This is a genomic window from Corynebacterium sp. HMSC073D01 (assembly GCF_001815555.1).
Taxonomy (GTDB): Bacteria; Actinomycetota; Actinomycetes; order Mycobacteriales; family Mycobacteriaceae; genus Corynebacterium; species Corynebacterium glucuronolyticum.
On the sequence record NZ_KV821065.1, the window covers coordinates 17,665 to 30,287 of the forward strand.

General features: G+C 60.8%; 13 protein-coding genes. 11 read left to right on the forward strand and 2 right to left on the reverse strand.

The window, feature by feature from the left end:
• The 4 genes from HMPREF3044_RS08970 to HMPREF3044_RS08985 are packed head-to-tail and all read left to right on the forward strand — an operon-like array spanning window position 1 to window position 4,608.
• Complete coding sequence (locus HMPREF3044_RS08970; protein WP_070741035.1) at window positions 1-2,055, forward strand: dipeptide/oligopeptide/nickel ABC transporter permease/ATP-binding protein; 2,055 nt, start codon at window positions 1-3, stop codon at window positions 2,053-2,055.
• Window positions 2,052-2,870 carry an ABC transporter ATP-binding protein gene (locus HMPREF3044_RS08975; RefSeq protein WP_005389043.1) on the forward strand — a complete coding sequence of 273 codons (819 nt, stop codon included), beginning with the start codon at window positions 2,052-2,054 and terminating at the stop codon, window positions 2,868-2,870. The genes HMPREF3044_RS08970 and HMPREF3044_RS08975 overlap by 4 nt, the downstream gene beginning before the upstream one ends.
• Window positions 2,871-2,880: 10 nt before the next feature.
• On the forward strand, window positions 2,881-3,795 hold the full coding sequence (locus HMPREF3044_RS08980; RefSeq protein ID WP_005389045.1) for a dihydrodipicolinate synthase family protein: 915 nt from the start codon (window positions 2,881-2,883) through the stop codon (window positions 3,793-3,795).
• A 3-nt stretch (window positions 3,796-3,798) separates the two neighbouring features.
• On the forward strand, window positions 3,799-4,608 hold the full coding sequence (locus tag HMPREF3044_RS08985; protein ID WP_005389047.1) for an alpha/beta hydrolase: 810 nt from the start codon (window positions 3,799-3,801) through the stop codon (window positions 4,606-4,608).
• A gap of 61 nt (window positions 4,609-4,669) precedes the next feature.
• Here HMPREF3044_RS08985 and HMPREF3044_RS08990 read toward each other — a convergent pair whose 3' ends face one another.
• Window positions 4,670-4,939, reverse strand: coding sequence for a hypothetical protein (locus HMPREF3044_RS08990; protein ID WP_070741038.1), 270 nt, complete (start codon window positions 4,937-4,939; stop codon window positions 4,670-4,672).
• 138 nt (window positions 4,940-5,077) lie between these two features.
• Here HMPREF3044_RS08990 and HMPREF3044_RS08995 point away from each other — a divergent pair, with 138 nt between their 5' ends.
• Window positions 5,078-5,770 (forward strand): AIM24 family protein, encoded by a 693-nt coding sequence (locus tag HMPREF3044_RS08995; protein ID WP_231286018.1) that lies wholly within the window; start codon window positions 5,078-5,080, stop codon window positions 5,768-5,770.
• 61 nt (window positions 5,771-5,831) lie between these two features.
• Here HMPREF3044_RS08995 and HMPREF3044_RS09000 read toward each other — a convergent pair whose 3' ends face one another.
• Window positions 5,832-6,317 (reverse strand): hypothetical protein, encoded by a 486-nt coding sequence (locus tag HMPREF3044_RS09000; protein ID WP_005389053.1) that lies wholly within the window; start codon window positions 6,315-6,317, stop codon window positions 5,832-5,834.
• A 303-nt stretch (window positions 6,318-6,620) separates the two neighbouring features.
• Between HMPREF3044_RS09000 and HMPREF3044_RS12710 the strand changes: the two genes are divergently transcribed.
• From HMPREF3044_RS12710 to HMPREF3044_RS09030, 6 genes are all read left to right on the forward strand, one after another.
• On the forward strand, window positions 6,621-7,298 hold the full coding sequence (locus HMPREF3044_RS12710; protein WP_141759675.1) for a recombinase zinc ribbon domain-containing protein: 678 nt from the start codon (window positions 6,621-6,623) through the stop codon (window positions 7,296-7,298).
• A gap of 85 nt (window positions 7,299-7,383) precedes the next feature.
• Window positions 7,384-9,171: an ABC transporter ATP-binding protein gene (locus HMPREF3044_RS09010; RefSeq protein WP_005395765.1), complete on the forward strand. Its 1,788-nt coding sequence runs from the start codon at window positions 7,384-7,386 to the stop codon at window positions 9,169-9,171.
• On the forward strand, window positions 9,168-10,916 hold the full coding sequence (locus HMPREF3044_RS09015) for an ABC transporter ATP-binding protein (protein ID WP_005395767.1): 1,749 nt from the start codon (window positions 9,168-9,170) through the stop codon (window positions 10,914-10,916). The genes HMPREF3044_RS09010 and HMPREF3044_RS09015 overlap by 4 nt, the downstream gene beginning before the upstream one ends.
• 36 nt (window positions 10,917-10,952) lie before the next feature.
• Window positions 10,953-11,549, forward strand: coding sequence for an MptD family putative ECF transporter S component (locus HMPREF3044_RS09020; RefSeq protein ID WP_034989546.1), 597 nt, complete (start codon window positions 10,953-10,955; stop codon window positions 11,547-11,549).
• Window positions 11,542-12,228, forward strand: coding sequence for an energy-coupling factor transporter transmembrane component T family protein (locus HMPREF3044_RS09025; RefSeq protein ID WP_005395771.1), 687 nt, complete (start codon window positions 11,542-11,544; stop codon window positions 12,226-12,228). Before HMPREF3044_RS09020 ends, HMPREF3044_RS09025 begins: the two co-directional genes overlap by 8 nt.
• Window positions 12,225-12,623, forward strand: a 399-nt coding sequence (locus HMPREF3044_RS09030) for an ABC transporter ATP-binding protein (protein WP_141759674.1), incomplete at its 3' end; no start/stop codon positions are given. The genes HMPREF3044_RS09025 and HMPREF3044_RS09030, both read left to right, overlap by 4 nt.

Here is a 12,623-nt window from a genome sequence, read left to right on the forward strand (position 1 = left end):
ATGACAAAGCTGGAAAAAGTTACCGCCCCGGGCGTCAAGTTCCAGGGCCTCAAACGGATGAGCACAGGTTCCAAGATTGCGTTGGTGATCCTCGCCCTCATCGCGCTGTCCGCGATTTTTGCGCCGCTTCTCGCGCCGCACGACCCCACGGCCATCGATATGAAGGGTCAGCCGCCGTCGAGTGAGTTCTGGTTCGGCACCGACAACCTCGGCCGCGATGTGTTCAGCCGCCTCCTCTACGGTGGCCGCTACTCGCTCACCGTGGGGCTTGCCGCGACGGGACTTGCCCTGCTAGCCGGGGCGATCTTCGGCTCCATCGCCGCAGTGTCCGGCAAGGTGGTGTCCGAGATCATCATGCGCATCATGGACATCATCATGTCGATCCCCGGCATCGCACTGGCCGCCGTGGCCGTCGTGGTGTTCAAGAACCCCGAGCACCCGGAAAAGATGCTGGGTGTCATCATTGCCGCCATCGGCTTCGTGTACATTCCGCAGCTCACCCGCATCGTACGGGCAAACGTGTTGAGCGAGTACGGCGAGGATTACGTCAACGCCGTTGTCGTCTCCGGTGCCCGCGCGCCGTGGATTTTGACCAAGCACGTGGCGCGCAACACCGCGGCCCCCGTGCTCGTGTTCGCCACGGTGCTCGTCGCCGACGCGATCATCCTCGAGGCCTCGCTGACCTTCATCGGCGCCGGTCTGCAGGAGCCGACCCCCACATGGGGCAATATTCTCAGTTCCGCGCAGCAGGGCGTGCTGCGCGGCGAGTGGTGGCAGGCGCTGTTCCCGGGCCTGGCCATCATGATCACCGTGCTGTGCCTCAACATTTTGAGCGAGGGCATCACCGACGCGATGGTCGCGGCCCCCACCGGCCCCGTCGTCGCCGAGCACCGCGAAGAAGATCAGCTGCTCACGGACCCCGTCAAGGCATACGCCACGCAGCACGATGCTCTCGTCGCCCGCCTGGACCGGCTCGCCGAGGTGGAATCGCAGCGCACCGACCGCTACGCGCCGGAGCCCGGTACCACGCCGCTGCTGGAGGTGAAGGACCTGTGCATCCGCTTCCCGCGCCACGGCGATGTGAATGTGGTTGACCACGTGAGCTTCTCCGTTGCCGCTGGTGAGACGATGGGTCTTGTCGGTGAGTCGGGATGTGGCAAGTCGATTACCGCCTTCGCTATCATGGGTCTCCTCGATCCCAAAGCTGAGATCAGCGGCGAGGTCTATTACAAGGGCGAGGACCTCCTACAGATGGACGTCGACAAGCGCCGTGGACTCCTCGGCCACGAGATGGCGATGATCTACCAGGATGCCCTGTCCGCGTTGAACCCCTCGATGCTCATCAAGTCCCAGATGGCGCAGCTCACCAAGCGCGGGGGCATGCGTAGCGCCGAGGAGCTCCTCGAGCTTGTGGGGCTCGATCCCAAGCGGACGCTGGAGAGCTACCCGCATGAACTGTCCGGCGGCCAGCGCCAGCGCGTCCTCATCGCGATGGCGTTGACTCGCGACCCGAACCTCATCATCGCCGACGAGCCGACGACGGCCCTCGACGTGACGGTGCAGAAGCAGGTCATCGAGCTCATCAAGAACCTGCAGGAAAAGCTCGGATTCGCGATGGTGTTCGTGTCCCACGACCTGGCCCTGGTGGCCGAGGTGGCCTACTCCATCACGGTGATGTACGCCGGGCAGGTCATCGAGCAGGCCTCCACCCGCGAGCTGCTCACCGACCCCCAGCACGAGTACACCCGCGGCCTGCTCGGCGCGGTGCTGTCCATCGAGGCCGGCTCCGGTCGCCTGCACCAGGTGCCGGGCACCGTCCCGAGCCCGCAGGACTTCCCCGTGGGCGACCGGTTCGCGCCGCGCTCCTCGCACCCCTCGGTGGGGCTTACCACCCCGCGGGTCATGCGCACGGTCCCCGGTACGTACCACGTCTACGCCGATCTTCCGGACGAGCTCCAGTGGGCCGCGCAGGAGGAACGCGCCGGCAGGCTCACCCCCGGGCTTACCGACGAAGACTATGCCGAGCTTGGCAAGAAACATGAGGTGACCAAATGAGTACCACGCCGATCATCCAACTCGATGACATCAAGGTTCACTTCCGCAGCCGCACTGGCCCGCTCCTCCACCCGAACATCGTCAAGGCCGTCGACGGCGTGAGCCTCACGCTCATGCCCGGCGAAACAATCGGCATCGTCGGCGAATCCGGCTGCGGCAAATCCACCACCGCCAACGTCATGTGTGGCCTGCAAAAGCCCACGAGCGGCACGGTGTATTTCCGCGGCGAGGACGTGACCAAGCGCACCGCCAAAAACCGCAAGAAGATAGGGCGCGTGGTCTCCGTCGTGTTCCAGGACCCGTCCACCGCGCTGAATGCGCGCATGACGGTTCGGGACCAGCTGAAAGACCCCCTCAACGTGCACAACGTGGGGGAGAAGTCCGAGCGTGACGGCGAGGTAGAAGAGCTCATCGCGCTGGTGGGCCTGCCGCACTCGACGCTCGACGCCCTGCCTGGCCAGCTGTCCGGCGGGCAGCGGCAGCGCGTGGCCATCGCCCGCGCGCTGGCGCTCAATCCCGACGCGATCATCGCCGACGAGCCGACCTCGGCCCTCGATGTCTCGGTTCGTGCCCAGATCTTGAACCTGCTTACGGATCTCAAGAACAAACTGGGCCTGTCCATGGTGTTCATCTCCCACGATATCCAGACCGTGCGCTACGTCTCGAACCGGATCATCGTCATGAACCATGGCCACATCATCGAGGAAGGTCCCGCTAGAGAGATCTTCTCCAACCCGAAGGACGACTACACGCGCACCCTCCTCGGCGCCGCGCCGTCTCTCCTTCACCCCGACATGACAAAGATAGAAAGTTAAGTACCCTCCCATGACTGATTTCCATGGAGTCATTCCCCCCGTCGTCATCGCCCGTCACGACGACGGCAGCTTCGACGAGGAATCAACCACCAAAAACCTCACCCGGCTCATCGATGCCGGCGTCAACGGCCTGTTCATCCTGGGCAGCTCCGGCGAGGGTGCATTCGTCACCGATGCCGAGCGCGACCAGGTGGTGAAAAATGCGATCAGTGTGGCCGCCGGTCGCGTGCCCGTCCTCGTCGGCTGCATCGACACGCAGACGAGCCGCGTCATTGAACACATCAAGCATGCCGAGGCCTGCGGCGCCGACGGTATCGTCGCCACGGCGCCGTTCTACGCCCTGGGGGGGCTTGCCCAGGTGGAGCGCCACTTCCGCTGCCTGGCACAGGCAACCACGCTGCCGATCTTCGCCTACGACATCCCCGTGTGCGTCCACGTCAAGCTCCCCCCGGAGCTCCTGGTCAGGCTCGGCCGCGACGGCGTGCTCGCCGGTGTGAAGGATTCCTCCGGCGACGATGTTTCCTTCCGTTTCCTGTCCCTTCTCAATGAGGAGGCGGGCCACCCGCTGAAGCTGTTCACCGGCCACGAGGTCGTCGTCGACGGCGCGTACCTCTCCGGCGCCGACGGCTCCGTCCCGGGGCTGGGCAATATCGACCCGTGGGGCTACGTCCGCCAGTGGAAGGCCTTCACCGAGGGCGACTGGGAGACCGTGAAGAAGGAGCAGGACCGGTTGGCGCGCCTCATGCGCATCACGTCGGTCGCCCACTCGGTCACCGGTTTCGGTGCCGGTGTCGGGGCCTTCAAGCAGGCCCTCAAGCTGCAGGGGATCTTCGCTTCCGCGCGCATGCCGGAGCCGGTCCCACAGCTTGTCGACGACGAGGTAACGTCCATCCGGGCGATCCTCGACGCCGAGGGAGTGCTGTAAAAGATGTACATTGACCCGGACATCGCCTCTTGGCTGGATTCCCTCGTGCCCCTGGATATCGCCGATCTCCCCGCCGCCCGGCAGGCCTCTGCGAAAAACCAGCAGGGTGCCGCTTTCCCCGGCACCCACGACGGCAGGATGAAGGTCATGGGAGACGGCTCCCGGGTCATTTTTAACATCCACGGCGGCGGCTTCGTCCTCGGCTCCACCTCCGGCGATGACCCGGAAAACGCGCTCTTGGTGGACGAACTCGGCGTCACCGTCGTCTCCCCGGAATACGGCCTCGCCCCCGAGAACCCGTATCCGGGACCCGTCGCCGAATGCTGCGAGGCGCTCGAATACATCGTCCGGCAGCTCGACCCGCACCCACTCATCATGGGGCACTCTGCTGGCGGTGGGCTGGCGGCGATGGTCACCCAGTGGGCGCTGGAACAGGGGATTGCCCCCGCCGCGCAGGTGCTCATCGAGCCGGAGCTTGACCCGGCGTGCGCGTCGGAAAGCATGCGAACCTACGCCGCAGGCCCCGTGTGGACGGATGCCAACGGCCGCCTCTCATGGGACTACCTGCTTAACGGGAAGGAGCTTACGATTCCGGCGCGCTCAGCCCCTGCCACCTACGCCATCGTGAACCAATCCGATCCGCTTCGCGATGAGGGGCTCCGCTACGCCCTGGCCCTGGCCGATGCCGGCACTCCCGTCACCATCAAAATGTATCCGGGCACCGTCCACGGATCCATGAGCTGCATGGGGGCGGGCGTGACCGCCCACGCTTACGAGGAGCTTCTCGCCTTTATCCGGCGGGTTCTGCAGTAGAGCGAAAATACAATTCAGCCGACATGTTCACCATGTCGGCTGAATTGTGTAAGAAGGTTTTCTAGAGACGAGGGGCGGGAACCGTGCTATTGTCTGTGCCATCTAGATCGTCAATCTCGTCCTGGAAGACGGGGGAGGTGTTAGCGGCGTGATCGAGGATGAACTTCGAGCCGAGGATGATGATGCACACGGCCGTGATCGTGAAGGTGGGGACGGAGAAGAGCGCATCCATAAAATCCCACCCGTACGCCATGAGGATGGCGAGCATACCGAATGCCCAGCAGCCGACGATTGTCAGCGAGCAAACGGTTTCTGTGCTCTTCCATGTCATGCTTTAAGGATATGTTAAGAAACGTCTCAACTTGCAGCAGATGGTCTAATCGACCCTCGTTTGGGGGTATGTCCACAGTCCGGAATGAAAGAAACGTGCACCAGCGGGGCCGGGACGTTTTTCTCTACACTGGGCACCATGAGGTCACCACTTTTTGAACAGTCCAACATGGAAAACGAGACGCGTGAGCGCTGGACCATGCAGTCAAAGAAGATGCTCAGGGTTGTCGTCACGGAGGATAACCCCGTGATCGCCACGGCCGGCGCGATGGTCGCCTACCAGGGACGCGTGAAGTTCAACCACCAGTCCTCCGGCTCCCTGGGGAAGTTCTTCAAGAAGCATCTCACCGGCGAAGACACCCCCATGATGCGGGTAACCGGTGACGGGGAAGTGTTCTTCGCCCGCGATGCCGCCAACGTCTTCCTTATGGAACTCGAGGGGGGAAACGACGGCCTGTCCGTCAACTCAAGCTCGCTCCTGGCCTACGACCCGACCCTCGACGACGACATCCGCAGGCTTCGTGGGGCGGGCTCCCTCCTCAGTGGAGCCGGCCTGTTCAACGTCAACCTCACAGGCCGTGGCATGGTAGCGCTGTGCTCGAAGGGCACACCCCTGGTGCTGGACTGCTCGCAGCAGGACACATTCGTTGACCCGCAGGCTGCTGTCTGCTGGTCGGCGAACCTTGCTCCGGAGATCACCACGGACATCAACCTCAACACGTTCATCGGCCGGGGTTCCGGCGAAGCGTTCCAGATGCGCTTCTCCGGCCCGGGCTTTGTCGTCGTGCAGCCATCCGAGGGGATCGGCACCCCCGTCCTGAAGGCAGAATAAATCGGGTAGCCGGCTACCCATAGCCGGGGGAGCCGGCTACCCGGGTGGGAGAATCGCCGAACTACAGCCGGGCCTCTGCGGCGGTGAGGGTAAAACTGTGGGCGCCGGTGCCGCAGATGACGCGGTCGGGATCGACCTTGCAGTAGTTGTCACCCACCTGCACGCGCCGCCCCTCGGTGAGCCGCAGGTTGCCCCGGGCGGTGGCATCGAGGTGTGTCCACCCAATGCCGTCGGCGGTGGACACAAGTGCGTTGAGGTCTCCCGCAGCATCGGGGTGAACAGGGGTTTTCACTGGCGCGTCAGCCCGGCAGGCTGCACCGTCAGCGGTGACCTGGCATAGCGCGCGGGCATCCGGCCCGACCTGGGCGAGGAATCCCGGGCCGAAGACGGCGGCATCGACGTTGGCGTAGCCGTCATCGTGGGCGACGGCGAACGCGTCCTGGGGGAGAATATGGGAGGCGGCCTCGTAGGCGTCCCCGCACACCGGGGCACCCGTTGCCACGCAGGCGGAGGTGAGAAAAGAGACAATTGTTCCGAGAATACTCATGGCGACCAGCGTAACGGAAGTGGTTCCCGCGATGCGTAGGGCATCTTCTAAAAAGGAAAGGCAACAGGGCCGGAAAGAACAGGGCCGGAAAGAACAGGGCCGGAAAACGGGGACCGGAAAACGGGGACCGGAAAACGGGGACGGGAAGAACGGAACGGAAAGAAACGAGGCGGGGAAAGAAAAAGGCGTGAGGTCTGCGGATGTGCCACAGAACTCACGCCGGATATTGCATATTGTGTGCAATTTATTGCGCCCCAGACAGGCAAACACGAGCCGATTATTGCTCCACGCATCTGGGATCAAGTGCAATACGAGCTCGCCACCAGGCATGGCAACATATCGTCAGCGAAAGTCGGCTTGTTCTCCACCCGGCTCAAATGTGCTCGGTGTGGGGTGTGGTATGGGCGTAAGACGTGGGCGTCGAACACGAAATACAAGTACACAGTCTGGCAATGCAACCACAAATACACAGACGAACATCCCTGCAGCAGCGCGACGGTGAAAGACGAGCAGATCAAGGATTCTTTCGTGCAAGCGCTCAATCAACTGATCGCCCGCCGTCCGCAGCAAAGCCAGCTACCGCAGGTGCTTGGCGACATGTTCGGTACGAGCCGTTTGGAAGAACAGGCCGCTGCCTGCCAAACAAAAATCGTGGAGCTGACCGAGCAGATCGAGGCGCTGATTGCGGAAAACCAGCGGTGTGCGCTCAACCAGGACGCCTACCAAGCCCGCTACACCGAACTCGATACTATCTACCGTAAGACGCTCGCACGTAAAACAAGCCTGGAAGCAGATATCGCAGCGAACACCGCCAAGCACGCCGCCATCACCACAGCCCTAGGCGATTTGACGGGCGAACCTGTGAGCGAGTTCCGCCCCTCACAGTGGAGCGCTCTCATCGACCACGCCATCGTAGACGAGGACGGGATCCGGTTCGTGTTCCGCACCGGTGAACAGGTGAGGATTGCCCTGAAAGGGTGATGCTCATATCAGTTGACGTGCACGGTTAGGTACACCTCCCAGAAATAAAGTAAGGTTACCCTTATCTAATAAGGATGGTGTTTGCGTGGACGATAGTGTAATTGATCAGGTTGTTGAAGGCGAGTATGGGTCGGCGAAGGAAAAATCTGTCGCTGGCCAGAACGCGATTCGTCAGCTATCGCAGCCGGTGAAAGGCAAGCTGTTTGTCGCGCAGGTCTTAGCGTTCGCCTCTGGTGTGTTGGCTATCGCACCCTATGTGGCTTTGGTGGAGCTGGGAGCTGCGCTGATGCAAGACCGGGTGGACCCGGCGCGGGTGAACTGGATCGTGATGCTCCTTGTTTCTGCTTACATGGCCCGGTTGACTTTGTATTTTGTTGCGTTGGGCGTGACGCATTTTATTGACCTGTCGTTGCGTAACCAGATGCGCCGCCAGATTGCCGCCCGCATGTCGACTGCTCCGTTGTCGTGGTTTACCCGCGAGGGTGAGGGGAAGATCCGCAAGACCATTCAGGATGATACGGCCACGGTGCACACAGTGATCGCGCACGGGCCGATTGAGAAACTGAACGCGATCGTATCCCCGCTCGCCTTGTTGGCCTATGCGTTCGTGGTGGATTGGCGACTCGCTCTGCTGTCGATCGCGACGATTCCGATCTATGTGGGCATGTATGGCATGTCGATGCGTGGGATGAATGAGAAGACCGCACAAATGGACACCAAGCTCGCTCAGGTTTCGGCAACGATGGCCGAGTTCGTTGCCGGTATCTCAGTGGTGAAAGCGTTCGGCAAGGTCGGCCAAGCACATAAAGCCTATTTAGATGCAGCTAACGAGTTTTCTAAGTTCTACCGGGCGTGGTGCATGCCGCTGGTGTCGATGTCGGTCGCCTCATTTTCGTGGGTGTCGATCCCGGTGTTGTTGATCGTGAACCTTGGCGGTGGCGCGTTGATGATGAACGCCGGTTGGGTGAGCATCTACGAGGTGATAACGACGACGTTGATCGCCTTGGTGTTGCCGGGAGCGTTGATGGCAGTCGCAACCATCGCCTGGTCGTACCAGCTCGCAGGGTCTGCGGCAGTACGGCTGGTGAACGTCATGGAGCTACCGGCGTTGAGTCAGCCCGATGCGCCGCAGACACCACACGGTCATGATATCGAGATTCGGGGTGTGTCGTATGCCTATGACGAGACCCAAGCGTTAGACGAAGTGAGCCTGAGAATTCCGGCAGGCACGGTGACCGCGCTGGTTGGGCCTTCGGGCGCGGGGAAGTCGACGTTGGCGAGTTTGATTGCCCGCTTCGATGACCCGGATGCTGGCACGATCACCATCGGCGGGGTTGATCTAAAGAGCATTTCCCAGGATGTGTTGTATTCGACGGTCGCATTCGTCCTGCAAGATGCACAGCTTATTCGCGACACCATTCGAAACAACATCGCTCTTGGCGCGCCAGACGCAACCTTGGATCAGGTGCGGCAGGCGGCGCGGGCGGCGCAGATCGACGAGTTCATCATGAGCCTGCCAGATGGTTACGACACTGTGTTGGGTGAGGATACCCACGTTTCGGGCGGGCAGGCAGCCCGTATCGCGATCGCCCGGGCGCTCATGGTTGATGCCCCAGTGTTGGTCTTGGACGAGGCGACGGCGATGGCGGACCCGGAATCGGAATCGAAAATCCAACAAGCTCTCTCGACTCTTGCCAAAGGCAGAACCGTGATTGTGATCGCCCACCGACTGGCCTCGATCAGAGGGGCAGAGCAAATCGTCGTCATGGAACGCGGGCGCATTGCTGTGGTCGGTAAACACGACGAGCTGTTGGGTAATGCGCACTATCAGGCACTTCTTGCCCAAGGTGCATGCGAGGAGATGACACGATGAATCAACTATTGCTGCCACGCTTTAAGCGTTTGATGGAACCCGCCTCGTGGCGAGACCTCTCGGTCGGTCAAGCGTGGGGTGCGGTCTCAGGACTGTGTCACGGCTTTGCCCTGCTGACTCTGCTTCCCGCAGCAAGTGCCCTAGCGACCGGAATGCCGGTGTGGGGGTTATCGTTTTGGGGATGGCTCATCGCCTTGGCGGTAATCGCGGTGCTGGGCGTGGGCACGGAGTTTTATGGCATGCGCACCGGCTATATCGGGGCCCTCGGGTTCATTCACGACGTCCACCAAGCGGTCGGCAACAAGGTAGCCCGCCTACCGTTGGGAGTGTTTGATTCGGGTAGTTCTGGACGGCTGTCGCGCATGGTCACCCAGGAAATGATGAACTTGGGCGAGTCGGCGGCACATTTCATTTTCGCCCTCGTCCAAAAACTCTCGGCCGTGCTCGTAGTCACTGTGGGCACGTGGTTCTGGGATTGGCGACTGGGTCTAACCTTGACGATCGCGTTCCCGATCATGCTCGCCTTCCTTCATATTTCCCGTGTGCTTCTTGATAAAGGTAAGCAGGTTTCCGAACCAGCCGAGTCAGAGTTGGCGGCTCGCATGGTCGAATTCGCCACCTGCCAAGGCGCGCTGCGCTCCTGTCACGTCGCCGACGACTACCCGGCCCTTGATCGGGCATTCAAACAGGCTGACCGCAAAAGCCGCAAAGCATTGTGGATCGAAACATTAGCGAACCTGATAAACGGAATGTTCGTCCAAGCCCTTGTCGTGGTAATGATTTGGCTGACCGCCCAACTCGCCCTCGGCGGGCAGATGAATGCGTTGAACGCTGTGGTCACCATCGGCATGTGCCTGCGGTTCACCACCATGCTCCAAGACATCGGTGGCTGCATGACCGGGCTGGAAGAACGCCGCCAGCAGATGAATCACGTCGACAAGATCATGGACGCTCCCGAACTGTCCGAACCCGATGTCTCCACACCGGTGAGTGCTCCTGGTGATGTTCGTTTCGAGGACGTCGCCTTCGGCTACGATCCGGACACCCCGGTTCTCCGTGATATTACCTTCCATGTCCCGCAAGGCGGCATGTGTGCCCTGGTTGGCCCTTCCGGCTGCGGAAAAACCACAATCGCGAGGTTGGTTGCACGTTTCTGGGATGTGCAGTCCGGCAGCGTACGCGTTGGCGGGGTTGATGTGCGCGAGCAGACCACCGAAGATTTGATGCGCCAGATATCCCTGGTCTTCCAAGACGTCTATTTATTCAATGACACGCTCGAGGCCAACATTCGCCTTGGCAACCCCGAAGCTACCGATGAAGAAATCAGGTGGGCCGCTGACCTGTCGGGCGTGACCGAAATCGTCAACCGGCTCCCAGACGGCTGGAATTCATTGGCGGGTGCCGGCGGGCGCGCACTGTCAGGTGGGGAACGCCAACGCGTCTCTATCGCCCGCGCCTTGGTGAAGAAGGCCCCGATCGTGCTGTTTGACGAGGCCACCAGCGCGTTGGATGCGGAAAATGAAGCCAACATTGTTGCGGCGATGAACGAGCTACGCAAGCACTCCACACTGATCGTGATCGCCCACAAACTTGAAACCATTCGCCAAGCTGACCAAATCATTGTGCTCTCCCACAGTGGGCGTATCGCCCAGCGCGGGTGCCACGACGAGCTGGTCAACCAGCCAGGTCAATACCGCGATTTCTGGCAAGAGCGCATCAACGCCGCCGGATGGCAACTCGTCTAAAACACAGCACTGTTTACAATCATGAAAGGAATAACTATGTCCACACCCACGTCCTCGCGCCTAAACACGCGCGACTTCATCAATATCGGCGTCTTCACCGCTTTGATGTTTGTCATCGTGTTTGCATTCGGAATGCTCGGGTTCATTCCGGCTGCCATGTATGCCGGTTTCTTACTCTCCATTCTCGTCAACGGCACCGTGTTCGCGCTGTTTACTGCCCGCACTCCGAAGATGGGGGCATTGACCATCATGCTGATCCTCATCGAAGCCCTCTTCTTCGTAACGGGTCACTGGGTGGGAGGAATTGCGATCGCCGCTGTGTTCGGCCTGCTCGCTGACTTGGTGATCACCAAGGGGCCGAAGAGCGTGAAAGTTCGCGTCCCGCTGGCATATGCATTGTTTATCCTGCCGATCTATGTTTCCCCGTGGATTCCGCTATTTATGAACCAAGACGCATATATGTCGCAGATCGCCGAACAAATGGGTGCCGAGTATGCGGCGAAGATGGCGCAGGTTGTCACGATTCCGATTCTGTTGGGCTTCTTCGTCGTGATGCTCATCGTTGGCTGGCTTGCTGGTCTGTTGGGAACCCGGGTGGCGCGCAAACACTTTGAACGGGCCGGTCTTGTCTAAACTTCCCGACCCGCGCACGATTATCGTAGCGCTCGTCATCGTCTCCACCACGATCTACAGTGCCTACTCGCCGTGGTTCGTGTGTGCTCTGGGCGGATTCGCCGCCGTGATGCTGGCGAGCGCTACGATCAACCCCAACACGCTCGTGCGCCCGAGCTGGGTGGCCGTCTATCTGGCCACGTTTGCGGCTCTCGGCACACTCGTCTTCGTGATACCACTGGTGTGGAAGTCAACGGCCAGCGCGTTCCTCGTGCTGTTTTTACAGTGGATGTGGCGATTCAGTGTCAGCGCAGGAATGGGAGCCTACGCGATCGGCGTGATCCGACCTGCCACCTTGCAAAAAGCACTCGCCAGCTCACGAATCCCGACCTGTTTCACGATCCCGATCTCAGTCGCGTTACGGGTGCTGCCCGTGATCGGCCACGAAGTTAAAGCGATCTCAGATGCCATGAAACTACGCGGCATGTCCGCGCTTTCCCTGCGTTCGGCCCAGTACTTCACAATCCCGCTGCTATCGACCGTGGTACGCAGCGGAGACGAACTGGCATCGGCCGCCCTTGTACGCGGACTGGGCGGAACCGCAAAGCCCACCTCAGTCACGGTCGTGAAATTCCGTGTGATCGACGCGGTCATTCTGCTCATCGTTATCAGCTTCGCGATATGGAGAATCACCCTATGACAACAGCCCAAGCAACTGGGGTCACCTTCACCTATCGGGGAGCAGACCACCCCTCAATCAATGACGCAACCATCACCATCACACCTGGAACCGTCACCTTGCTGTGTGGCGCGTCAGGGTCGGGGAAAACCACCGCGCTACGGCTGTTTAACGGGCTCATCCCGCACTTCCACGACGGCGACCTCACCGGAAGCGTCACAGTCGACGACATTGACGTGGCACGAGTAGATCTATCAGAGCTTGCCCACCACTGTTCGACAGTGTTTCAAAACCCGCGCACCCAGTTCTACACCACCCACGTGCGCCAAGAACTCGCCTTCGGCCCAGAAAACCTCGGCCGCGACCCTCAAGAGATTTGTGCCCGCATTGACGAGGTTGCAGCCGAGTTAGGTATC

Excerpts from the sequence above, each read along its gene's own strand:
- HMPREF3044_RS08970 (WP_070741035.1), top strand. The coding sequence starts at position 1 with ATGACAAAGCTGGAAAAAGTTACCGCCCCGGGCGTCAAGTTCCAGGGC.
- HMPREF3044_RS08975 (WP_005389043.1), top strand. The coding sequence starts at position 2,052 with ATGAGTACCACGCCGATCATCCAACTCGATGACATCAAGGTTCACTTC.
- HMPREF3044_RS08980 (WP_005389045.1), top strand. The coding sequence starts at position 2,881 with ATGACTGATTTCCATGGAGTCATTCCCCCCGTCGTCATCGCCCGTCAC.
- HMPREF3044_RS08985 (WP_005389047.1), top strand. The coding sequence starts at position 3,799 with ATGTACATTGACCCGGACATCGCCTCTTGGCTGGATTCCCTCGTGCCC.
- HMPREF3044_RS08990 (WP_070741038.1), bottom strand. The coding sequence starts at position 4,939 with ATGACATGGAAGAGCACAGAAACCGTTTGCTCGCTGACAATCGTCGGC.
- HMPREF3044_RS08995 (WP_231286018.1), top strand. The coding sequence starts at position 5,078 with ATGAGGTCACCACTTTTTGAACAGTCCAACATGGAAAACGAGACGCGT.
- HMPREF3044_RS09000 (WP_005389053.1), bottom strand. The coding sequence starts at position 6,317 with ATGAGTATTCTCGGAACAATTGTCTCTTTTCTCACCTCCGCCTGCGTG.
- HMPREF3044_RS09015 (WP_005395767.1), top strand. The coding sequence starts at position 9,168 with ATGAATCAACTATTGCTGCCACGCTTTAAGCGTTTGATGGAACCCGCC.
- HMPREF3044_RS09020 (WP_034989546.1), top strand. The coding sequence starts at position 10,953 with ATGTCCACACCCACGTCCTCGCGCCTAAACACGCGCGACTTCATCAAT.